We start from the raw sequence: 22,392 nt of genomic DNA, 5'->3' as shown, positions 1-22,392 counted from the left end.
TTATTATTTAAAAATTTCGGTGTGTTTCTGGTTTCTTACTTAAATTACGATTTTTAACTTTATCCAGTTTTCAAAGAACAAGGTGTTTCGATTAAAAAGATTGAGAAGATTAGACCTCTCAAAACTAAACAAAGATAAGATGAATGTGTGGGTTTCCGTTATATTCCTTAGAAAGGAGGTGATCCAGCCGCACCTTCCGATACGGCTACCTTGTTACGACTTCACCCCAATTATCTGTCCCACCTTAGGCGGCTGGCTCCCAAAAGGGTTACCTCACCGACTTCGGGTGTTACAAACTCTCGTGGTGTGACGGGCGGTGTGTACAAGACCCGGGAACGTATTCACCGCGGCGTGCTGATCCGCGATTACTAGCGATTCCGGCTTCATGCAGGCGAGTTGCAGCCTACAATCCGAACTGAGAATGGCTTTAAGAGATTAGCTTAGCCTCGCGACTTTGCGACTCGTTGTACCATCCATTGTAGCACGTGTGTAGCCCAGGTCATAAGGGGCATGATGATTTGACGTCATCCCCACCTTCCTCCGGTTTATCACCGGCAGTCTCACTAGAGTGCCCAACTGAATGCTGGCAACTAATAATAGGGGTTGCGCTCGTTGCGGGACTTAACCCAACATCTCACGACACGAGCTGACGACAACCATGCACCACCTGTCACTTTGTCCCCGAAGGGAAAGCCCTATCTCTAGGGTTGTCAAAGGATGTCAAGACCTGGTAAGGTTCTTCGCGTTGCTTCGAATTAAACCACATGCTCCACCGCTTGTGCGGGTCCCCGTCAATTCCTTTGAGTTTCAACCTTGCGGTCGTACTCCCCAGGCGGAGTGCTTAATGCGTTAGCTGCAGCACTGAAGGGCGGAAACCCTCCAACACTTAGCACTCATCGTTTACGGCGTGGACTACCAGGGTATCTAATCCTGTTTGCTCCCCACGCTTTCGAGCCTCAGCGTCAGTTACAGACCAGAGAGTCGCCTTCGCCACTGGTGTTCCTCCACATATCTACGCATTTCACCGCTACACGTGGAATTCCACTCTCCTCTTCTGCACTCAAGTTCCCCAGTTTCCAATGACCTTCCCCGGTTGAGCCGGGGGCTTTCACATCAGACTTAAAGAACCGCCTGCGCTCGCTTTACGCCCAATAAATCCGGACAACGCTTGCCACCTACGTATTACCGCGGCTGCTGGCACGTAGTTAGCCGTGGCTTTCTGGTTAGATACCGTCAGGGGATGAGCAGTTACTCTCATCCTTGTTCTTCTCTAACAACAGAGTTTTACGATCCGAAAACCTTCTTCACTCACGCGGCATTGCTCCGTCAGACTTTCGTCCATTGCGGAAGATTCCCTACTGCTGCCTCCCGTAGGAGTCTGGGCCGTGTCTCAGTCCCAGTGTGGCCGATCACCCTCTCAGGTCGGCTACGTATCATCGCCTTGGTGAGCCATTACCTCACCAACTAGCTAATACGCCGCGGGTCCATCCATAAGCGGTAGCCGAAGCCACCTTTCTTCTATTCGTCATGTGACGTTTAGAAATATGCGGTATTAGCATCCGTTTCCGAATGTTATCCCCCTCTTATGGGCAGGTTACCCACGTGTTACTCACCCGTCCGCCACTCCTTGACTTCGGTGGGTGCAAGCACCCGGTGAAGTCAAAGCGTTCGACTTGCATGTATTAGGCATGCCGCCAGCGTTCGTCCTGAGCCAGGATCAAACTCTCATATAAAATGATGCTTGAAGCTCATTATTGAATTGCTAGCGAATAATTATTCACTAATTTTGTTACTGTTGACTTAGCACTGCTAAGTCACCCTCACATTTGTTTCATCTTACTTTGTTTAGTTTTCAAAGGTCTAAAGTGCGTTGCATCAGTTCATGACAACTTCTAAATTATAGCAGTTGATTTTCAACTTGTCAACAAATTTTTGAAAAAATATTTTTTTAATTGAATATTTATCCATTTGCTTACTCGTTTAATTCATGTACGACTTAGATAGATTAACATATTTTTTTACGTTTTGTCAACATTATTTTTACAATAAATTTTCAAACGTTATTATGAATATCGCTTATCTCTCTTAGCAACATCAATTACTATAACAATTTTTTTGTTACTGGTCAATAAAAAGATATTGTTTTTTTTGTTTTTTTTAAAAAAGCGTATATTTTACCATTTCCTTGTATTTTAATTTGTATTACTTCTATATGAAACAAACAAATTGAACGATCTATAAAAAATCATTTTATATAATCGTTCGCTTTTTTTAAATTCATTCTATCCTATATTGATATAAATTGAAGTCATTTTGTTGTTCCCCAGCATTAAAGTTTTCTTTACAATCGATAAACTTGAATTTTTCTTTGAGATACATCTGATTTAAAAACTCGTTATCAGCAATACAATCTAAACGAAGAGCCTTTTTTTGCTCTTTACGAGCGTATTCTTTTGCTGCATTGATCATTAAATGCGAATTCCCTTTTCCAGCTTTGTCTCTTTTTATGTTTAATCGATGAAGATAGTAAAAATCATCGCCATGATCCTCTCCCCATAAAGCAGCATCCCATTCACTTTGGCGATCCCATAATATCAACATCCCAACTAATTCATCATTCCGTGTTCCATAAAATACTTCTCCTCTATTGATAGCACTTGCTGTATCATGATTATCTTTTCCTTCAAGGATGCCATTCCATTGTAGAGATCCTTTTGCTTTTAACCATAGTGCGGCTTCTTTAAGCAACTTATCGATCATCTTAATGTTTTCAGGTCTTGCTTGATGAAACCTAAAATTATCGCTCATATTATTCCCCTTTCTTCTATATGATACTAGAAGCTTATATTTGATTTTTCGTTATTACAATACTTTACTATAAAAAAATACTACTATTCAATATGTTTTTATTATGAGCATTCATTACGACTCTATATTATTTGAATTTTATTCTTTCATTAAAATTCTCTCTAGTAAGTCTATAACAATATTTTACTATTAGATTAACGCTCATGCTGAGTCCATACACAAAAAAACTGGTACCAATACGGGTACCAGTGATATTGCATCATAAGCTTTTATTTTTTGATATCAAACAAATGAGCCTTTTTCACATCTTCGATCGTTTGTGTTCCAGCTAATTGCATCACGCGTTTCAAGTCTGTTTCAAAATATTCCAAAACCGATTTAACACCTTTCCATCCACCAAGAGCTAATCCATATAGTACTGGACGGCCTACAGCGACAATGTCAGCACCACTTGCTATAGCTTTGAAGATATGTTCTCCACGTCTAATTCCACTGTCGAATACGATTGGAACGCGACCAGCGACCGCTTTAGAAATTTCAGCTAACGTGTCAAATGAACCTGGTGCTTCATCTAACTGACGACCACCGTGATTCGATACCCAGATGCCAGCAGCTCCAGCACCAATCGCTAGTAGAGCATCTTCAGGAGATTGAATCCCTTTAACGAAGATTGGTAGTCCTGAGTATTCAGCTAAGAATTTTACGTCTGCAGGATTGATTTTTTGCTTCGATTGAGCGTAAATATTGTTTAACGACATATTCTTACCTGATCCAGTCAAGTAACGAGATACAATTGGCATACCGAATGGATAAACAAATTTATTTAACATATCTTTTTCGCGATTGCCGCTTAATGTTGCATCTGCTGTTAAGATGATTGCTGTAGCACCATCTGCCTTTGCTTCGTCTAGGATATTTTTATTCATTTCATCATCTTTACTCATGTAAATTTGGAACCAACGAGGATTCCCTTTTAAGCCTTTGTCAATTTCTTCAAAAGATGCTCCTGAATAAGCGCTGATCGACATGATTGTTCCACCAAATTCAGAAATTCCTTTGGCTGTCCCCGCTTCTTTAGTAACATGAGCTAGACCATGTGCTGCAATTGGCGCCATAATGAAAGGTACTTTAAGATCATGCCCTAAGATAGAGGTTGATGTATCAGGATTTTCGACATCAGCTAGTACTCTAGGTAGAATCCCTTTATGAGACCAAGCTTCATTGTTTTGTTTTAAGGTGAACTCATCTCCGGAAGCACCCGAAATATAATCGAAACCACCTTTAGGAACTACTTCTCTAGCTTTTTCTTCAAGCCGATAAGTGCTTATAACTTCAATTTCTTGTTCTACTGTTGGTGCATCATATTTAATAGTTTGTTCATCTGCCATAATTTTCTACCATCCTTTTAAATCATATTTTTTAAAGTTTAAAATAATCTGATTTGTCAAATTAAGCTATACAAACTATCTTCATCCATATAACTCATAAAAACTTCCAACGGTGTTTGGTAATTTAGTGACTTCCTTGGAATGTTATTTCGTTTGTGTGCAACAGATGATACGAAAGTCTGGTCAACTTCGTTGAAATCCATTTTTTTTGGCAATCCATCTTTTCGAAGAAGTCCATTAGAATTCTCATTTAAAGCTCGTTGTGAAGGCGTTCCAGGATCAGCGAAGTAAATAGCGACATCATGTTGGTTGCACAAAGATTTCCAGTTGGAAAACTCCTTTCCGCAATCAAACGTAATGGATTTGAATAAATTTTTTGGTATGGCTTGGAACCATTGATTCATGGCATTCTCAATGTCGCAGGCTTTACGCCCTTTGGGCTTTAAGGTAATGATAGCTTTTGATAAAATCTCTACTAGAGTAATAACCGCACTTTTGTGGTGAACACCTACAATGGTATCTCCTTCGATATGACCAAACTCTTCTTTAAATGTGGGATAGTCTATTATTCTTTCAGAGATATTTCGTTTATAAGCTTGTCTACCTCTACGTTCTTGATGTCCGTTAGGTTTTCTTTTCCCTTTCATCGGGAGTGTAACTTCATCGAATATTCTTTCTTTAAACTGCCTATAAAGTGTTCGTACGGAACAGTCTATTGTCATTTCTTTACGGCCAATAATGACATCCGGCGTCCAGCCCTCAGCTACTTTTCCCTTGATATAAAGCTGTTGTTCTTTTGGTAAATCAATTTTTTTGCGTCCACACTGTTTCTTGTTTTTTTTATACCGTAGGTAATGGTCGAAAGCTGTGTGTCCTGCTTTGAAGAACCTGATAACATTATTAATCGGTGTACGAGTACGATTCAAGTAAGTAGCTATTTTAGCAACTGGAACACCTTGGTGGTAATAAGCTTCTATCATCACTAGTTCATCCATGGTAATATGGGTATAGGTCATTCGTGATCACTCCTTGTTTTCTGTGGTTGGAAATACAATTAGAGTGTATCACGAATGGCTTTTTTATTTGTATAGCTTAATCTTACAATCGACGTAAATTAAAATAGTAAATTTGTGATTGGTACGGTTAATGGTGCTAGTATAACTACGATAATTCCTGTAACAACAATTGACAGTCCAGACATAGCACCTTGAACATCTCCCATTTCAATGGCTTTTGCGGTTCCCATTGCGTGGGATGAACTTCCCAAGGCAACCCCTTGAGCAACTGAATCAGTAATATTGAACAATTTGAAAACTGTTTGACCGACAACGGCTCCGGTTACTCCAGTGAAAACAACTAAGGCCACAGTTGGAGAGACGATCCCATCTAGAGAACCCGAAACGCCAACTGCAATCGCTGTTGTGATCGATTTTGGAATCAGCGTCGCCGCTATGTTCTGGTCAAATTGGAACAACAAGGCGAAAGCATAGATCATGATCGTATGGAAAATAACGCCAGAAAATATTCCTGTTAAGATTGCCGTGTAATGTTTTTTCAAATAAACAAAATTCTTTTCCAACTTGATTGCTAAAGCAACTGTAGCTGGGGTAACAAACAAACTAAAAAATTGTCCGCCTATATTATAAGTTTCAAGTGAGATACCCGTTACTAAAAGCAGAATTATGATGACGATGATCGCAAATACTAATGGTGTAAATAATGGATTTGGCCACTTCTCCTTCAGCCTAGCGGATAGTAAGTACAAGACAACTGTCAAAGCGATCCACAAAAGTGGTCTATTTAAAATACTGTCAAGCATTAGTTCTATCTCCCTTCTCCACTAATACGTCTTTCTCAGTACGCCATTTTATTGTTTGTACAACTTTTCCGACAAATCCTATCATGAGAGTCATTGTCACTGACATAATAATCAGCAGCTGCTACCACGTACTGGCCAAGACACCAAAGTTAGACATTAGTCCAACACCAGCCGGAACGAAGAAAATACCAATATTATCTGTTAACCATGTTCCAACTTCATCTACTTGCTTGATGCGGATCCATTTAAAATGTAAAGCAAAGAATAAAGAAACCATCCCGATAACACTTCCTGGAATCGCAATAAATGAAGCACTTAAAGTAGAAATCACTTCTCCTAAAAAGGAAAACAAGAAAATCCAAGAAAGTTGTTTGATTATTTTCAAAAATTTCATATCCTCTCTTTTTTGTAAGCGCATTCAATAAACTAACTATAGCATGTTTGATTTTATTTAGAAAATAGCATTTTTTTATGTTATCATAAATATAATTTATGATAACATATGATTGTATAGCGTTTGTTTATGATAACACTTTCACAATATTTCAAAGGAGGACACCATGAATTTACAAGATTTAGTTTACTTCAACTACTTAGCTGAGACTTTAAGTTTCACCGCAACTGCAGAGCATTTCTATGTATCTCAGCCCTCTATTTCAATGTCTCTAAAACGATTGGAAAAAGATCTAGATACCGTCTTAATAAATAGAAAAAGAATTCACAAGAACCTAAACCTAACTGAAACTGGTGAAGTATTGTACAAACATTCAGCGCAAATTTTACAAACCATCCATACTGTAACAGAAGAAATTCATGATTTAAAAAACCAAGTGGTTTACCTTGGTTTCTTGCCAACTATTGGTGGCCAATTTATGGGTCGGCTAATGCCTCATTTGACTAAATTTTCCGCCTCTATGAAACTCATCGAAGAAAAAAGTTCAGATTTGATGTTGCAGTTGGTAAAATCAGGACAGGTTCCTTTAGCCATTATTGGAAGTGATCATCCTACTTTTGCAGACGATAATTTATTGCAGATTCTTTTAAAAAAAGAAGAAGTGGCACTCTGGGTATCACCTGAAAACCACTTAGCTAAGAAAGATAGTGTTACAGCAGCCGAAATTCAGGATGAACTATTCATTTCATTGGAACAAGGTTACACTCATCAGCGAATTTTTGAACAATGGACTGAAGACAGCCACATTGAACAGCCGAAAACCCTTTACACTAAAGAAATCCAGACTGCACTATCCATTGCTTCTTCAACTGACATGCTTGCTTTTATGAGTGATATATTAGTAGAAGATCACCCTAGGCTAGTCAGAGTTTCTATTGAAAATGCACCCTACTTTTACATTAGTCTTATCGTAAATAAAAAACTTAACAACACCAACCATTTTCAAACCGAATTCAATAAAACCATGATCGAACTCGCAGAATCTTATGGCGGAGAGTAATACATCCACCTTTTAAGCGGCAAATCATTGGCTAGGCTTTTTAAAATACCTGTAACTAAGTATAGGTATCATAATAACAAAGTAGGCAAAAAGACCATAGTCATGAAAAAATAAACATATAGGTGCTAATAACGGAACCGTATACGCAGTCCAAATCAATGGTAAGGATATAAATGAAAAAACAACAGTTGCAACTAGAGCGCTCCCGAAGACAATTGTTGTTAATTTCACTAGCTTATTCTCATGTTTCTTCAATATTTGTCTAGATAAGATATAACCTACTAGCCAAACCCATACTAGGTTTAAAAGAATCATATACTTGGAAACAATTTCAATATGCTGTTCTTTCTGCGATTCTGTTAGCATTGGGAACAACATTTTATCCATGGTCAAATCAGCTGCCACATAGATAATAAACAATAGAACTCCAAGAATATACTTCATTAAACTACTTTTCCTTATTTTTTCCATTACGATCACTCCCCTTTCTTATATGTTGATCCTATCATATTTCCAACACTACAGCACACATAGAGCAGGAAACCGTTGGAAATAATGCCCTGAAACCAAGATTCAGAAAATGTTCCATGCCCAATAATGAGTTAGCAATTTGTCTAAATATAGTTCTATCAGCTTTCTTTGTTAAGATGAGCTATTTAATACAACTCAAAAAAAAGCCTTAGCACCTCTATTCCTATCTTATGATAGAAGAGAAAGCTAAGACCTTTTATTTTTTAAATAGTTATTATTTTATTAATCTGTTGATTATAGACGTGCATTTAATTCTTTACCTAATTCTTCAAATCCTGGTTTTCCTAGTAAAGCAAACATATTTTTCTTGTATGCTTCCACACCTGGTTGGTCAAATGGATTTACGCCATTTAAGTAACCAGATAAACCAATTGCGATTTCAAAGAAGTACATCATGTAACCCAATGTATACGCATCTTGTTGAGGAATCGTTACGATCATGTTAGGCACATCTCCATCAGTATGAGCTAAAAGAGTTCCTTGGAAAGCTTTGGTATTTACGTAATCAATACCTTTTCCTTCTAAATAGCCTAATCCGTCTAAATCTTCTTTAGTAGTTGGGATAGCCATATCGAATTTTGGTTTAGCAACTTTAATAACCGTTTCAAAGATATTGCGTTGTCCTTCTTGGATGTATTGACCCATTGAATGTAAATCAGTAGAGAAGTTTACACTTGAAGGATAGATTCCTTTTTGGTCTTTACCTTCTGATTCTCCAGCTAATTGTTTCCACCACTCTGAAAAATATTGTAATGATGGTTCATAATTAACTAAAATTTCAGTATCTTTTCCTTTACGGTATAAGATATTACGCAATGCTGCGTATTGATAAGCTTCATTTTCTTCGATTTTATCACTAGATAATTCAACAGATGCGTCTGCAGCACCTTTCATCAATTGATCAATGTCTGCTCCGCTAGCTGCAATTGGCAATAAACCTACTGCTGTTAAAACAGAGAAACGTCCACCAACATCATCAGGAATGATAAATGATTCATAACCTTGTGCATTTGCTTCTTGTTTCAAAGCTCCACGTTCTTTATCAGTAGTAGCATAAATTCGTGCTTTCGCTTCTTCTGAACCATATTTTTTTTCTAGCAGTTCTTTAAATACTCTAAAAGCAATCGCCGGTTCAGTAGTTGTACCAGATTTAGAAATGATATTAACTGAAAAATCACGGTCTCCAATGACTTGAATCAAGTCGTGTAGGTAACTTGAACTAATGCTGTTTCCAGCAAAAAGAATTTGCGGTGCTTTGCGAGCTTCTTTATCAAGTAAGTTAACAAAAGAATGATTTAGAAAATCAATTGCAGCTTTTGAACCTAAATAAGATCCACCGATTCCGATAACAACAAGAATTTCTGAATCGCTTTGGATCTTCTTAGCAGCTGCTTTAATGCGTCCAAACTCTTCTTTATCGTAATTTTTTGGCAAATCGATCCAACCTAGGTATTCGTTGCCTGCTCCAGTTCCTTTGCGCAGCATTTCGTCTGCAGTGGTAACTTGTTGTTGTAAGTTTGTCAATTCATGCGGCTGTACAACATTTTCAATATTTGAATAATCGAATTTAATGTGACCCACGTAAATCCCTCCAATTAATTGTTTTAAAGGATAAAGACAATATCCCCATACCTCTTAACTTTAGTTGTTTTAGTAAAAAAAAGCAAGAAAAAACCGGCATTTCGCTAATGAGACATACCGGTAAAAATCATCTTATTTAAATTGCGGCACTCCTGAAATTTCCCATCTTTCCAATGTCTTTGTAAGTTCATCAGAATCCAGCCAGAAAAGAGATCTATCATTATTTTCAGTTAACAGTCTATAATTGACTTCTTCATTAAGAAATTCAAAAACGAATAAAGGGATGCGGTCGTCATTAACTATTGCATTTGTCAGTTCATATAATTTTAAGTCGGATGCTTCAATCGGTAAAACAGTTTTTAGTTTATCTATTATACTAGCTAAACCTGTTTTAGCACTATTGATTTCAGTAGCAGTAAAAAAATCCATATCAGTTTCTTTTTTTACCAAAAAAACATATTTACCTTCTGGGTCTTTGGCCATAATAGTCCCAGCTACCCATCTTTTTTCTGTCATTAGTCTACACCTCTGCCTATAGTTTTAAACGCATTTTTTGTTTGCAATAGGTCAATTATCCTTTTAAAACCTGATTCTGTTTTTTTTCATCTTCTTTTGCTTCTTCTATCCATTTAGGTATCGACTCTTTTATTGTGTCAAAACCTAGCGCTCCAAATTTTTCATGATGTTGTCGTCTCTTTTTATAATAGTATTGAAATGTCGTACTTTCTTCTAATGCTCTCAAAGATAAACTGATTTTTTTTGTATATTCATCAATATCGAGTACCATTACTTCAATTTCGTTTCCAACTGCTAATACTTCACTTAGGTCTTTAACAAAACCATGTTTGCATTCTGAGATATGGATAAGCCCTTGTGTTTCTTCATCTAAAGAAACAAATGCACCATAAGGTTGAATTCCAGTAATTTTGCCTTTAACGACCATTCCGATTTTATACCTCATCCTATCACCTCACTTATCCATTTCTAGAGTTTTTTATTATAATTTTATTTTAGCACAAATAACAACAATACGTGTCTGGAATACGTTTTCATTTTAACGTTACTTTGATTTTTTTGATCCATTTGGTAACCTACCGCAAACAAATTTGGTATCTATTGCGTTTATTAGTATACTTATTAAAGCGCTGATAGCTAAATTTTTGAATGGGGGAGGTAGATATATATGGATTTTAATTTTGATGAATTCATCGATCGACATGAACAGAATAGTATCAAGTGGGGCTATCCAAAAACATTATTTGGTGATGAACCTATTTTACCTATGTGGGTAGCAGACATGGATTTTGCAAATCCGCCTTTGATTTTAGATGAGCTACAGAAATTATTAGATCAACGTATTTTAGGGTACACTTTTCCTCCTGATACTCTTTATCAAACTATTATTAATTGGCAAGAAGAACACCATAATTTCGCTTTAACCGCTCATGATATTTTATTTTCGCCTGGAGTTGTCCCAAGTATTGCCTTGTTGATCCAAACGTTTACAAAAGAACAAGATGCCGTAATGATCCATGATCCCGTTTATAATCCTTTTGAATCTATGGTGACGTTGAATAACCGAAGAGTGATTCGATCTTCATTAATTAGTATAGACGGTCTATTCAAAATGGATTTCAAGGACATAGAGCAACAGTTTATTCATGAAAATATAAAATTGTTTATTTTAAGTAATCCGCAAAATCCTGGGGGACGCGTTTGGACAAAACAAGAATTGGTTCAATTAGCGGATCTTTGCCAAAAATACCAAGTTCTTTTATGCAGCGATGAGATACACGGAGATCTCGTTTATCAACCCGAGAGTTTTTTTCCTGTTGCCGCCATCAATGAAGCGTACAAAGAATTCGTCATAACTCTTACCGCAGCTACTAAAACGTTTAATTTAGCAGGTACTAAAAACTCTATGATTTTTGTACAAAATGAAACGTTGCGAAGTGCCTTGGTATTGGCCCAAGCAAAAACTGAACAAAACAGCATCAATACGTTTGGCTATGCAGCTACAGAAGCGGCTTTTACAACTGGCGGTCCTTGGTTAGAAGAACTCTTAGCTTATTTAAAAATCAACTTAGATACTATTTGCACTTTTTTTGATACTGAATTACCTGAGGTTTCCTATATGAAACCTCAAGGAACTTATTTATTCTGGTTCGATTGCTCTACTATAGGTATTCCTGATGAGAGCTTGACCAACCATTTTGCAAAGGTTGGCAAAATCGGTTTAAATGCTGGTTCAGCTTATGGTCCCGCCGGAGCACAATACATGCGTTTAAACTTTGCTGCTCCTCATGCAGTAGTTATCGACGGATTGGATCGCATAAAGTATGCTTTTGATCATCCAACTGGTTAAAATAAAAAAAAACAGAAAAAATGATGACTGAGAAAACTCAATCATCATTTTTTCTATTTAACTAGAAGGCTTTCCCTAGCTTATTTTTTTTTACGCTAATTCAATGCTTTCGATAACAATATCGTTTACTGGTTTGTCTTGAGGTCCGCGTTTTACACTTTGGATCGCATCTACAACATCCATTCCTTCAATTACTTGACCAAAAACAGTATGACGGTTGTCCAACCATGGTGTTCCACCATTCTCTTTGTATGCTTCAACGATTTCTGCAGGATAACCAGCAGCTTCAAGTTGACCTATCATGTTTGCTGGTGTTTGAGAAGCCGATACGATAAAGAATTGGCTTCCGTTTGTACCAGGACCTGCATTTGCCATAGAAAGAGCACCTTTAAGGTTAAATGCTTTATCTGAGAATTCATCTTCAAAAGCACTTCCCCAAACACTTTCTCCGCCCATACCAGTTCCAGTTGGGTCTCCACCTTGGATCATGAAATCAGGGATAACACGGTGGAAAATAATTCCATTGTAATAGCCGCTTTCGGCTAACTTAACAAAGTTTTCTACAGCTTTAGGGGCAACTTCAGGAAATAATTTAATTTTCAAATTACCCATAGTTGTTTTAAGTGTAGCAACTTTTTCATTTTCTGCTACTTCATTTGATAATTGTGGAAATTCAGACATTTTATCGTCCTCCTATTTTATATTTACTTCTCTATCATACCGAATTCTTACTTGTATTGCTATTTTTTTAGTCATTTTTTATCCATGGGCCTAGAAAACAACTGCTTTGCTCTTTTTTTTTATCTTTCCTAAATATTTTTTGGCAAAGAAAAGTTCATTTCATGGTATGATAAGAAAATAATATTGAGATTTCTAAAAGGATGGTACACGATGCTTATTTTGACGAATTTTCCGCTTATTGCGGCTTTTACAGCTATTACATTTGCACAATTGATTAAAATCCCAGTAGCTTTTCTATTACAAAGGAAAACAACTTGGGCATTAGCTACTTCTACTGGTGGAATGCCAAGTTCACACTCAGCTGCCGTAGCTGCCCTTATCACAGCTTTAGCTTTACAATATGGTGTCGCTTCTCCTTTTGTAGCCATAGCGAGTACTTTTGGCGTTATTGTCATGTTCGATTCTATGGGCGTCCGTAGACAAAGTGGCGAACAAGGAGTCTTATTGAATCAACTAGTAATTGATTTCCACATGTTAAGAAAAAAAGTAGTCAAACTGTCTCATGAACCGACAGTCCTTGTTAAAGAACAAAAAGAACGACATTTAAAAGAATATCTTGGGCATAAACCAATCGAAGTTTCTTTTGGTATCCTTACCGGTATTCTTGTCGCTTTTGCAACAAGAGCTGTATTGACTTATTTTTCACTTATATAATTTTCTTGACCCTATCTATTAGTCCTTTTAGCTGTCTTGAAAAAGATACCCAGTTAAAGGACTATTTTTATTTGTGTCTATGACTACTTATATCTAGTACACTATACTTTAAAATAATTTGAATGAAAAATTGCATTTATGGAGGAATTTAGTTTTGAATACTACTCAAGAAATCTTTGACATTACAATTATCGGCGGCGGACCTGTTGGCATGTTCGCTGCTTTTTATGGCGGTATGCGAAATGCAAAAGTTAAAATAATTGAAAGTCTGCCTCAATTAGGCGGACAGCTAAGTATGTTGTATCCTGAAAAAGATATCTATGATATTGCGGCGCTTCCTATAATTAAAGGACAAGAACTGATAGACAATCTATCCATTCAGATCTCTCGTTTTGATCCGACGATTTGTTTAGAAGAAGAAGTTATCGACGTCATTAAAAATGATAATGGAATTTTTGAATTGACCACTGGAAAATCTGTTCATTATTCAAAAGCCATTATTATAACGGCTGGGAATGGCGCTTTCCAACCTCGCAGATTGGAGTTAGACCAAGCGGATGATTATGAAGGCGAAACTCTGCATTATTATGTCAATAACATTGAACAATTTAAAGATCGTACTGTAGCTATTTGCGGTGGTGGTGATTCCGCAGTGGATTGGGCATTGGCTCTTGAACCACTTGCCAAAAAAGTTTACCTGATTCATAGAAGAAATAAATTTAGAGCACTGGAACATAGTGTTTCTTTGTTAGAACAATCGAGTGTTGAAGTGATCACACCTTATATTCCACTTGCTATTCAAGGAGAACATTCAAAGATCCGATCTGTTCAATTAAAAGAAGTCCGAGGAGGAAACGAGAAAGAACTTGAAATTGATAACTTTTTAATCAATTATGGTTTCACTTCTTCTATTGGACCTATGAAAAATTGGGGCTTTGACGTTGTCCGCAATGAAATCCCGGTAAATACTAAGATGGAGACAACTGTTCCTGGGATCTATGCAGCTGGAGATATTTGTACTTATGATGGGAAAATAAAATTGATTGCCACTGGGTTTGGCGAAGCACCGACGGCCATCAATAATGCCATGAGTTACATTGATCCAGATGAACGAGTACAACCTATGCATAGTACGAGTCTCTTTTGATTTGATACCCTTTCTAGTATAATTAAACCATACTTAAATTGGAGGGATATAAATGGTAAAAGATACAACTGAGTTACATGAAAAAGCCTTAGAATTGTTAGAACAGCGTGGCGTTCAATTAAAAGATATTGCCGAATTGGTGATGTTCTTACAACAGCCATATATTAATGGTTTAACGCTTGAATTTTGTTTGGAACATGTAGAAGCTGTTCTTAAAAAAAGAGAAGTTCAAAATACCATTCTTACAGGCATTCAATTGGATATTTTAGCAGAGACTAAACAGTTAATGAATCCTCTATTAGATATTATTGTTGATGATGAAGGTCTTTATGGAATTGATGAGATCCTAGCCCTTTCTATTGTAAATGTTTATGGATCGATCGGTTTTACAAATTACGGATACATTGATAAAATCAAGCCTGGTATTTTAGGCAAATTAAATAAACATGAAGGCAATCAAGTCCACACTTTCTTGGATGATATCATTGGAGCAATTGCTGCTGCAGCTGCTAGTCGTTTAGCACATACTCAACCAGAAAAGAGTAGGATCACACAATAATTCCCGAAAAAAATAAGCAAAGGAGGAGATCGAGACAATGTCTCGATCTCCTCCTTTGCTTCCTATCAACTATTTACTTTGGAAGATTCCCTATTTTATTTGAAAGCTTGCTTTTTAGTATAAAAATAACCAAAAATGATTTGAATTTCAATCAACACGAAAGCCAATATAAAGGAGTGCATAAAGAATGTTTCGGGCAATGCTAAAATAATCGGATCCGTAGACGGATTGAACAACCAAGCGTCATTATTAAAAAACAATTTATGAAAAGCTACGAATAATTGATCAAAACTAACAGCTATCATGAACAGTACAACAAACGGAACAGCTATCCCTAGTTGAAACGGACGAACCAATTTCCAAAACAGCTGATTGTTTTTAATGTAACGAATATAGAAAAAAGATCCTATAGCAGTGACCAAAGCAATTACATAGTCCAACATAAATAGTCGTTTGACTTCATAGAAATGAAACAAGCCACTTTCTGAACTCGGGAAATCTGGAAAATCCAACTCGGATACCCAAGGCAAGTTCAGATAGTTTAGCAGTACTCGATAATTTTCCATTAATGTTTCCTTTGATAAACCAACACTTTTAGAGATCCCTAAGTAATTGATATCAAAATTGTATAACGGTGTTAAATTGATTGTTAGTGCAATAGAAAACGATAAAATAAACAAAAATAAGCAGATCACTCCTATGAAGTGCAAGCCTTTTTCTCTCACTAGAACACCCACTCATCCAAGGAATTCAATAAATAGGTCGGCTGTTGTTCCACATGTTCTAAATCCTTTAATGAAGTGAATCCAGTCAGTACTAATAGCGTATCCACATCATTGTTGATCCCTGCTAGAATATCCGTTTCATAGTTATCACCTACCATGATGACTTCTTCTTTTGTTAAGCCGATCGTTTTAGTAGCTGCTTCCATGATGATGGCTTCCGGTTTACCTATAAAAGTGGGTTGGACTCTTGTTGATGCTATCAATAAGGCCACCAACGAACCAGCACCAGGTACCATTCCTTTATCACTCGGTAAATTAGTATCTTTATTTGTTGCAATAAAACGAGCACCTTTTTGAATGGCTAAAGTAGCCGTTTCAAAGTCCTGGTACGTGACTTGTCGGTCGAGTCCTACAACTACGTAATCTGGATTCGTTTCATCTTCAACAAAACCAGCATTTTTCAAAGCCCTCCTGATGCCTGTTTCTCCTATAATATAGACCTTTTTTCCTCCACCTAATGAAGTCAAATAATCTGCAGTAGCTAGCGAGCTAGTGTACACTTCATCTTCAGCAGTTTGAACACCAAAATTTTGAATCAAATTATCGGCTACTTCTTTTTGTGTTTTAGAAGAATTGTTTGTCACAAATAAATAAGGAATTTTATTTTCTTGCAGTCTTTTAATGAACCGTGAAGCTGCTGGAATTGGTTCCTTACCTAGGTACATCGTACCATCCAAATCAATTAAATATCCTTTGTATTTCATTTACCTAACCCAACCTTTAGTTTTATTTGTTTATTTGGGAACTACTTTACGACGGATACTGTATTGACGTTTCCCTTTAGCATCTTTTACTGTTTCAACTGTTTCTTTTGAAACTTTTTTTTCACTCGTCTTTTCAACTGGCGAAATTTCTTTTTTGACAAAATCTTTTTTTGCTTTCATTCTATCAGATGCTTTTTTTGAATTAACCGTATCAGTTTGTTTTAAAGCTGGATTTTTTGCTTGAACTTGTTTGACTACTTTTTCATTTGTGGGGCTCTTACTTTTTTGTGTTCTACGTCTTTTTGGTTTACTAGTTGCTGTCCGCTCTTTTTTATCATCGATCCGTTGCAAAACGAAATAAGGACAGCCGAAATTGCAGTACTCATATAGATAATCTTGCAGATTTGCAATGCGTTGATCTTGTGGTACTTTTCGATTGCGGTTATCATAGAACCCTTTCAACCGTAGTTGCTCAAATCCCCAGTCCGCAACAATATAATCGTATTTGTTTAGGATCTCGCTGTAACGCTCACCCAATCGCTCCGAATCAAACGCCTCTCGGTAGTCCTTGACGATTTCGAATTTCTTATCTTCTATCATAATAGTCGTAGCATCGATTCTCTTAACGACTGGTTCTTCAACCGGGTTGACCAATCCATTGACTTCTTTGTCTATTTCATTCTTCGTCAAATCTTCCGTATCAAATGTTTCTTCTGCTTTAGGTACAAATGGTTGTGTTTCCTTTACACGTTTTTTTGGTCTTGGTTTAACCGGACGTTTTTTTGCATGAACCTCTTTTTTAGGTCGGTGTGTCTCTTGTGTCTGTTCTTTAGTTGTTTCGTTTTCGCTTGTCATCGCGTTCACCTGCTTTCTTCATCCATTCATTCGGCTGATTTTTTTGCCGGGTAATGCTTTTTCAAATATTGGCCTAAGACATTTCGTATAAAAAATGGGAACAACACTTCATTCGTTCCTATGATTTCAATGGTAGGAAAAAATGGAATAAACATAAAATGATCTACTGTAGCAAATGTATATTGTTTAGCCGGTTCTATCGGTTCACCTAGCCAATTGACTTCACCGGTTATTTTATCATAAGTTACCCCATTGTAACAGATTTCGCCAAAAACTTTGCCTCTAAATCCAATTCCCTTGATTGGGAAATTCCTCAGAAATAAGCGATTCTTTTCCATTTCATAAATAAGACGGGTCAGATTTTCTCCATCTAATGTACACCTCAAGATGCGCATAGGATGTGGTAAAACCTGATGCAAAGCATCCTTTGTAACTGTTCCTTCAATTAAAGGCTGCATGAATAAACCCGCATTTAAAATTGCTGCATCTGTATGTGCGTATTCTTTAAGAGACTCTAATCCTAGTGTAACCAACTCGGAATTGCCTTGCCAATTTACAGAATAATTAGAAGGAATCGTAGCAATTACTTGTTCATTTAACAATTGATGTCCTTTTGTCTCATAACCTTCAATTATCCACTTTTCATTTTTAGGCGGTTTCATCGTAGCCATCTCTTTGACCGTTGCCTCAGCTGTTATGATTTTATTTTCATCGATTTCCAATTCAATATGACCAACATATTGACCATATTTTCCAGCAGCAGCTAGCAGCGTATTCCGCACTTTTTTTCCATTTGGTAATAGATGATGCGTATGCGACCCGATAATAACGGAGATCATAGGATACATCTCAGCAATTCGCTGATCTTCACCAATTCCTAAATGAGACAATAGAATAATGGAATCGACCAAAGGAGATAAAAGTTCCAAGATGTCCCCTATTACTTCATCAGGGTTTTTCACGTTCCATCCAATAGGTTTATAACTAGTGGGAAAAGGGGCCGTCAGTCCGAACAGACCAATTTTATGACCAGATTCTGTTTGAATGATATGGAATATTTTTGCCCATTCCGGCGGGTATCCTGTTTTATAATCATATAGATTTGAAATCACAACTGGGAAATTGGCTTCGTCATATAAATGGTTCAATTGTTTTTTTGAACTTCCGATACCTTCGTTGTTTCCAATCGTTACCGCATCATATTTCACTTCATTTAATAAACGAATATTGGCTTTTCCATCAGTGGCTTCCGTCAGAGGATGGACTCGATCACAAGCATCCCCAATATCAAATGAAAATACTGTTTCATTTTCTTGTTTCAATCGTTTAGACTCTTCATGTAGATAAGCAGATATCCTCGGCCAATTTTCAAGGTGAGAATGAATATCGTTTGTATGATAAATGTGGACACGTTCCATTTGCTTCACCCTTTATTTCAGAAATTTATACTACTTTCATTATACCAATCTTCAAAAAAAATATCTTGTGTATTGAAGAAGAAACACTAACCGATTCAAATTAACACGAAATAGACTCAATCAGTTACTTGATGAACTAAAAAAAACCGAAATAATTTGCAAAGAATCTTCTTTAATGATAAAATTTTCAATGCTACTATATTTCATATAAATTTGTATCAAAAATCAGCTGTTTTCTTGTCCGTTAGTTTTATCAAGAGAAGCATTCATAATTACAGAAATAGCTAGTGCACTATACTATTTCTATGATCTTAGAATTTTTTATCTCATTTTTCAACTTGATAAATTTAGTTAATAGTGTAGTCATCCATTCTGTTCAGTCCGTTTATTCGAAAAAACTGAATTCCTGCTAACTAGGAACAAATGCTTTACAAAAAAATAGAATACTCTCTAGATCTACTGTAAGCATTAGAAATCTCTTTATCTGTTCTAAGCTTTTTTTATTGCTCAAAATTTTTTCCTCTATCAAGAATATGCAAGGGTTCCCTCCTTTCATCTTTCTTGATTTACCTACTCAAATATAACAAATAAGGAGTGTGTCTAAATGATCGAATTTAAAAATGTTGAAAAATATTATGGTGATTTCCATGCCTTAAAGAACATCAATCTTACCTTTAAAAAAGGTGAAGTAGTCGTTGTGATTGGGCCTTCTGGTTCTGGTAAAAGTACTATGCTACGTTGTATCAATGGTTTAGAAGAAATTTCTGAAGGAGAATTATTGATTGAAGGACAAAATGTTCATGATAAGAATACGAATATTAATGAAATTCGTAAAAATGTTGGGATGGTATTCCAACACTTTAACCTTTATCCGCATAAAACTGTTTTAGAAAATATTATGTTGGCACCGATGAAAGTATTGAAACGCTCTAAAGAAGAGGCCCAAAAAGATGCCGAGAAATTTTTGGAAAAAGTAAATATGCTAGGTAAAAAAGATGCTTACCCTTCTAATTTATCTGGTGGACAACAACAACGTATTGCCATTGCACGAGGATTAGCTATGGGTCCTGATGTCTTATTATTTGATGAACCAACCAGTGCATTAGATCCTGAAACGATTGAAGATGTGCTAGACGTTATGAAAAAATTAGCTAAAGAAGGCATGACAATGATCGTTGTTACCCATGAGATGGGATTTGCACGTGAAGTGGCTGACCGGGTCATTTTTATGGCTGACGGAGAAGTCCTTGAAGATCGCGAAACGATTCCGTTCTTTGAAAATCCTAAAGATGAACGTGCCAAACAATTCTTAAGTAAAATTATCAATCATTAATTTAATAGGAGGACTTTTCAGATGAAAAAATTAAACAAGCCATCTCTTTTTCTTCTTTTACTCCTGCCAGTCTTTTTGCTTGCTGCCTGTGGTTCTCAGAGTGCAGCTACAGTAGATATAACAGAACGCATAGAAGAAAAACCAACCCTTACATGGGGTGTAAAAGTGGATACCAATCTTTTTGGTCTTTATGATATCAAATCTAGTGAGATCCGTGGTTTCGATATCGACATTGCTAAAGCCATTACAGAAGAACTGACCGGTGATGCAGCTAACGCTGAATTCGTTGAAGTAACTTCTAAGACGCGTATCCCACTATTAAAAAACGGCAATATTGACGCTATTATCGCGACGATGACGATTACCGAAGAACGAAAAGAACAAGTCAATTTTTCAAATGTTTATTTTGATGCTGGGCAAGCTCTACTAGTTCCAAACGACAGCTCTATTCAAGGTCTAGACGATGTATCTGCTGATACAACCGTTCTAGCGGTTAAAGGATCTACTTCCGCAAAAAATATTCGTGAATTGGCTCCTGAAGCGAATGTTTTAGAATTAGAAAATTATTCTGAAGCATTTACAGCTTTACAATCCGGACAAGGGGATGCCGTTACGACAGACAATGCTATTTTATTAGGGATCATTGCAGATAACCCAGGTTACCGATTAGCTGGTGGGATTTTTACGCAAGAACCTTATGGTATTGCAATCAATAAAGGCCAGGATGCCTTTTTAAATGAAGTAAACGAAGCCTTGGATACTATCAAAGCCAATGGTGTATACGATGAAATTTACGCTGATTGGATCCCTAAATTAGACTGATCATCTTAGAGCTGCATGTAAAAAAGCAGTACATTTACTGCTAAGAAATAAAAAAGCGAGGTGCACCTATGTTAACGATCTTAACAACCTACCCAGATGTTTTAATTGATGGGTTTCTAAATACATTATACTCAAGTATTATTGCCTTATTTTTTAGTCTGATTATTGGTACTTTGATGGCTATTTTACAATTATCTAAAACTAAATGGATCAACATCTTGGCAAATGCTTACGTAGAGTTTTTCAAAAACATTCCGCTTTTGATCATTGTGATGTTCTTTTACGTCGTCATTCCCTTATATTGGTTCTCGATGAATGGCTTCACAGCCGGTACGATTGGTTTAACGATCTATACTTCTGCCTTTATTGCGGAAACAGTACGTGCTGGGATCATGGGCGTACCTAAAGGTCAAACAGAAGCTGGTCTTTCAACTGGTTTGACCCAAAATGAAACGATGCGTTATATTGTATTGCCACAAGCTTTTAAAATTGTGATTCCGCCACTTGGCAATCAATTTATTAATTTGGTGAAAAATTCATCTGTTCTAGCAATGGTCACTGGGCTTGATTTAATGTACCAAGGCGATTTAATTGCCAGTGAAACATTTAATACGTTTGACACGTACATCTTGATTGGCGCAATTTACCTCATCATTACATTACCTTTAACTTATTTGATGGGTTATATCGAACGTCGCTTAAATGTAACATCTTAAAAGGAGGAGAAATCATTTGACTATTATAGAAGCTTTTTCATGGATGAATATCCGCTTCTTACTGGATGGACTTCTCGTAACAGTAGAAGTAGCTTTACTTTCAATTGTCTTTAGTTTCATTATCGGAGCTATTTTAGGTTTGCTCCGATATATGAAAATTCCCATTTTTTCAAAAATTGTTGGGGCTATTGTTGATTTAGTACGTAATTTGCCTTTGCTCTTAATTATCTTCTTCACTTATTTTGCTTTACCGCAGATCGGTATTCGATTTGATATCTTTTGGTCAGCAGTAGCTGCATTGACTATTTTTGAATCTGCTATGCTTTCAGAAATTATTCGTGCTGGTTTAAATTCTATCCCTTCTGGACAAATGGAAGCTGGACGTTCTACCGGATTAACTTATCTTCAAACGCTGTGGTTTATTATTATCCCGCAAGCTTTTAAAGCTATGGTTCCTCCAATCGTCAGTCAGCTGATATCTTTGATCAAAGATACTTCACTGGCAACCATCATCTCTTTACCAGAATTAACGCATAACGCCCGGATCATCTATGGTCAAAATACCACTTACGTGATTCCGATGTTTATTGCTTTAGCATTCTTTTACTTTATTATCTGTTACACTTTAGCAAAATTTGCTAAACGTTTTGAAGCAAAATTAACTTAATCAAATAGCCGCTCACTGAGAATAACTTTAGTGAACGGCTATTAT

At 36.6% G+C, this 22,392-nt stretch carries 23 protein-coding genes and 1 rRNA gene; 9 read left to right on the top strand and 15 right to left on the bottom strand.

The annotated features are described in order from the left end of the window. Positions 1-171: 171 nt before the first annotated feature. From BR50_RS08040 to BR50_RS08015, 6 genes are all read right to left on the bottom strand, one after another. Positions 172-1,733 (bottom strand): 16S ribosomal RNA (locus BR50_RS08040). Positions 1,734-2,277: 544 nt separating this feature from the next. Then, positions 2,278-2,808: a GNAT family N-acetyltransferase gene (locus BR50_RS08035; protein WP_034547731.1), complete on the bottom strand. Its 531-nt coding sequence runs from the start codon at positions 2,806-2,808 to the stop codon at positions 2,278-2,280. A gap of 269 nt (positions 2,809-3,077) precedes the next feature. Then, complete coding sequence (locus BR50_RS08030; protein ID WP_034547730.1) at positions 3,078-4,196, bottom strand: lactate oxidase; 1,119 nt, start codon at positions 4,194-4,196, stop codon at positions 3,078-3,080. Positions 4,197-4,252: 56 nt separating this feature from the next. Then, entirely contained in the window at positions 4,253-5,212 is a 960-nt protein-coding gene (locus BR50_RS08025) for an IS30 family transposase (protein ID WP_034545409.1), read from the bottom strand. Positions 5,213-5,310: 98 nt separating this feature from the next. Then, positions 5,311-6,015 carry an LrgB family protein gene (locus BR50_RS08020; RefSeq protein ID WP_034547728.1) on the bottom strand — a complete coding sequence of 235 codons (705 nt, stop codon included), beginning with the start codon at positions 6,013-6,015 and terminating at the stop codon, positions 5,311-5,313. A 121-nt stretch (positions 6,016-6,136) separates the two neighbouring features. Beyond that, positions 6,137-6,400, bottom strand: coding sequence for a CidA/LrgA family protein (locus BR50_RS08015; RefSeq protein WP_245792762.1), 264 nt, complete (start codon positions 6,398-6,400; stop codon positions 6,137-6,139). Between the two features lie 175 nt (positions 6,401-6,575). Here BR50_RS08015 and BR50_RS08010 point away from each other — a divergent pair, with 175 nt between their 5' ends. Then, positions 6,576-7,469, top strand: a complete 894-nt coding sequence (locus tag BR50_RS08010) for a LysR family transcriptional regulator (protein WP_034547726.1) — start codon at positions 6,576-6,578, stop codon at positions 7,467-7,469. A gap of 24 nt (positions 7,470-7,493) precedes the next feature. Here the strand turns inward: BR50_RS08010 and BR50_RS08005 are convergent, their stop codons facing one another. From BR50_RS08005 to BR50_RS07990, 4 genes are all read right to left on the bottom strand, one after another. Then, the gene (locus BR50_RS08005; RefSeq protein WP_034547724.1) at positions 7,494-7,940 is read right to left on the bottom strand and encodes a hypothetical protein; all 447 of its coding nucleotides are present in this window, start codon (positions 7,938-7,940) and stop codon (positions 7,494-7,496) included. 294 nt (positions 7,941-8,234) lie between these two features. Then, on the bottom strand, positions 8,235-9,581 hold the full coding sequence (locus BR50_RS08000) for a glucose-6-phosphate isomerase (RefSeq protein WP_034547722.1): 1,347 nt from the start codon (positions 9,579-9,581) through the stop codon (positions 8,235-8,237). Between the two features lie 132 nt (positions 9,582-9,713). Beyond that, the gene (locus BR50_RS07995) at positions 9,714-10,097 is read right to left on the bottom strand and encodes a hypothetical protein (protein WP_034547721.1); all 384 of its coding nucleotides are present in this window, start codon (positions 10,095-10,097) and stop codon (positions 9,714-9,716) included. A gap of 55 nt (positions 10,098-10,152) precedes the next feature. Further along, the gene (locus BR50_RS07990; RefSeq protein WP_034547718.1) at positions 10,153-10,542 is read right to left on the bottom strand and encodes a CvfD/Ygs/GSP13 family RNA-binding post-transcriptional regulator; all 390 of its coding nucleotides are present in this window, start codon (positions 10,540-10,542) and stop codon (positions 10,153-10,155) included. Between the two features lie 222 nt (positions 10,543-10,764). Between BR50_RS07990 and BR50_RS07985 the strand changes: the two genes are divergently transcribed. Beyond that, positions 10,765-11,946, top strand: coding sequence for a MalY/PatB family protein (locus BR50_RS07985; RefSeq protein WP_034547716.1), 1,182 nt, complete (start codon positions 10,765-10,767; stop codon positions 11,944-11,946). A gap of 90 nt (positions 11,947-12,036) precedes the next feature. Here the strand turns inward: BR50_RS07985 and BR50_RS07980 are convergent, their stop codons facing one another. Continuing rightward, complete coding sequence (locus BR50_RS07980; RefSeq protein ID WP_034547714.1) at positions 12,037-12,627, bottom strand: peptidylprolyl isomerase; 591 nt, start codon at positions 12,625-12,627, stop codon at positions 12,037-12,039. Between the two features lie 210 nt (positions 12,628-12,837). Between BR50_RS07980 and BR50_RS07975 the strand changes: the two genes are divergently transcribed. The 3 genes from BR50_RS07975 (at position 12,838) to BR50_RS07965 (ending at position 15,047) form a co-directional block, all read left to right on the top strand. Further along, the gene (locus BR50_RS07975; protein WP_034547712.1) at positions 12,838-13,341 is read left to right on the top strand and encodes a divergent PAP2 family protein; all 504 of its coding nucleotides are present in this window, start codon (positions 12,838-12,840) and stop codon (positions 13,339-13,341) included. 154 nt (positions 13,342-13,495) lie between these two features. Then, a complete protein-coding gene (locus BR50_RS07970; RefSeq protein ID WP_034547710.1) occupies positions 13,496-14,488 on the top strand; it encodes an NAD(P)/FAD-dependent oxidoreductase in 993 nt (330 codons plus the stop codon). A 52-nt stretch (positions 14,489-14,540) separates the two neighbouring features. Beyond that, complete coding sequence (locus tag BR50_RS07965) at positions 14,541-15,047, top strand: phosphatidylglycerophosphatase A family protein (protein WP_034547708.1); 507 nt, start codon at positions 14,541-14,543, stop codon at positions 15,045-15,047. 95 nt (positions 15,048-15,142) lie between these two features. Here BR50_RS07965 and BR50_RS07960 read toward each other — a convergent pair whose 3' ends face one another. Genes BR50_RS07960 through BR50_RS07945 form a run of 4 tightly spaced genes read right to left on the bottom strand, consistent with a single transcriptional unit; the run spans position 15,143 to position 18,809 of the window. After that, complete coding sequence (locus BR50_RS07960) at positions 15,143-15,727, bottom strand: TIGR01906 family membrane protein (RefSeq protein WP_051905823.1); 585 nt, start codon at positions 15,725-15,727, stop codon at positions 15,143-15,145. 44 nt (positions 15,728-15,771) lie between these two features. Beyond that, a complete protein-coding gene (locus BR50_RS07955; protein WP_034547706.1) occupies positions 15,772-16,536 on the bottom strand; it encodes a TIGR01457 family HAD-type hydrolase in 765 nt (254 codons plus the stop codon). Positions 16,537-16,566: 30 nt separating this feature from the next. Continuing rightward, positions 16,567-17,391, bottom strand: coding sequence for a YutD family protein (locus BR50_RS07950; protein WP_051905770.1), 825 nt, complete (start codon positions 17,389-17,391; stop codon positions 16,567-16,569). Between the two features lie 26 nt (positions 17,392-17,417). Then, the gene (locus BR50_RS07945; RefSeq protein ID WP_034547704.1) at positions 17,418-18,809 is read right to left on the bottom strand and encodes a bifunctional metallophosphatase/5'-nucleotidase; all 1,392 of its coding nucleotides are present in this window, start codon (positions 18,807-18,809) and stop codon (positions 17,418-17,420) included. A 604-nt stretch (positions 18,810-19,413) separates the two neighbouring features. On the opposite strand from BR50_RS07945, the gene BR50_RS07940 reads away from it, so the two are divergent. From BR50_RS07940 to BR50_RS07925, 4 genes are all read left to right on the top strand, one after another. Further along, positions 19,414-20,142, top strand: a complete 729-nt coding sequence (locus BR50_RS07940) for an amino acid ABC transporter ATP-binding protein (RefSeq protein WP_034547703.1) — start codon at positions 19,414-19,416, stop codon at positions 20,140-20,142. 21 nt (positions 20,143-20,163) lie between these two features. Next, entirely contained in the window at positions 20,164-20,964 is an 801-nt protein-coding gene (locus BR50_RS07935; RefSeq protein WP_034547702.1) for a transporter substrate-binding domain-containing protein, read from the top strand. A 68-nt stretch (positions 20,965-21,032) separates the two neighbouring features. Further along, positions 21,033-21,680 (top strand): amino acid ABC transporter permease, encoded by a 648-nt coding sequence (locus BR50_RS07930; protein ID WP_034547700.1) that lies wholly within the window; start codon positions 21,033-21,035, stop codon positions 21,678-21,680. Between the two features lie 43 nt (positions 21,681-21,723). Then, positions 21,724-22,347, top strand: a complete 624-nt coding sequence (locus tag BR50_RS07925; protein WP_034549095.1) for an amino acid ABC transporter permease — start codon at positions 21,724-21,726, stop codon at positions 22,345-22,347. Positions 22,348-22,392: the final 45 nt, after the last annotated feature.

It is taken from the genome of Carnobacterium alterfunditum DSM 5972 (assembly GCF_000744115.1).
In the GTDB taxonomy this organism is placed as follows: domain Bacteria; phylum Bacillota; class Bacilli; order Lactobacillales; family Carnobacteriaceae; genus Carnobacterium_B; species Carnobacterium_B alterfunditum.
The sequence above is the reverse complement of the archived record's forward strand: the minus strand, read 5'-3'. Positions and strand labels throughout refer to the sequence as shown.

Coding starts and splice junctions, on each gene's coding strand:
- BR50_RS08035 (WP_034547731.1), bottom strand. CDS start 2,808: ATGAGCGATAATTTTAGGTTTCATCAAGCAAGACCTGAAAACATTAAG.
- BR50_RS08030 (WP_034547730.1), bottom strand. CDS start 4,196: ATGGCAGATGAACAAACTATTAAATATGATGCACCAACAGTAGAACAA.
- BR50_RS08025 (WP_034545409.1), bottom strand. CDS start 5,212: ATGACCTATACCCATATTACCATGGATGAACTAGTGATGATAGAAGCT.
- BR50_RS08020 (WP_034547728.1), bottom strand. CDS start 6,015: ATGCTTGACAGTATTTTAAATAGACCACTTTTGTGGATCGCTTTGACA.
- BR50_RS08010 (WP_034547726.1), top strand. CDS start 6,576: ATGAATTTACAAGATTTAGTTTACTTCAACTACTTAGCTGAGACTTTA.
- BR50_RS08005 (WP_034547724.1), bottom strand. CDS start 7,940: ATGGAAAAAATAAGGAAAAGTAGTTTAATGAAGTATATTCTTGGAGTT.
- BR50_RS07995 (WP_034547721.1), bottom strand. CDS start 10,097: ATGACAGAAAAAAGATGGGTAGCTGGGACTATTATGGCCAAAGACCCA.
- BR50_RS07990 (WP_034547718.1), bottom strand. CDS start 10,542: ATGAGGTATAAAATCGGAATGGTCGTTAAAGGCAAAATTACTGGAATT.
- BR50_RS07985 (WP_034547716.1), top strand. CDS start 10,765: ATGGATTTTAATTTTGATGAATTCATCGATCGACATGAACAGAATAGT.
- BR50_RS07980 (WP_034547714.1), bottom strand. CDS start 12,627: ATGTCTGAATTTCCACAATTATCAAATGAAGTAGCAGAAAATGAAAAA.
- BR50_RS07975 (WP_034547712.1), top strand. CDS start 12,838: ATGCTTATTTTGACGAATTTTCCGCTTATTGCGGCTTTTACAGCTATT.
- BR50_RS07965 (WP_034547708.1), top strand. CDS start 14,541: ATGGTAAAAGATACAACTGAGTTACATGAAAAAGCCTTAGAATTGTTA.
- BR50_RS07955 (WP_034547706.1), bottom strand. CDS start 16,536: ATGAAATACAAAGGATATTTAATTGATTTGGATGGTACGATGTACCTA.
- BR50_RS07950 (WP_051905770.1), bottom strand. CDS start 17,391: ATGACAAGCGAAAACGAAACAACTAAAGAACAGACACAAGAGACACAC.
- BR50_RS07945 (WP_034547704.1), bottom strand. CDS start 18,809: ATGGAACGTGTCCACATTTATCATACAAACGATATTCATTCTCACCTT.
- BR50_RS07940 (WP_034547703.1), top strand. CDS start 19,414: ATGATCGAATTTAAAAATGTTGAAAAATATTATGGTGATTTCCATGCC.
- BR50_RS07935 (WP_034547702.1), top strand. CDS start 20,164: ATGAAAAAATTAAACAAGCCATCTCTTTTTCTTCTTTTACTCCTGCCA.
- BR50_RS07930 (WP_034547700.1), top strand. CDS start 21,033: ATGTTAACGATCTTAACAACCTACCCAGATGTTTTAATTGATGGGTTT.
- BR50_RS07925 (WP_034549095.1), top strand. CDS start 21,724: ATGAATATCCGCTTCTTACTGGATGGACTTCTCGTAACAGTAGAAGTA.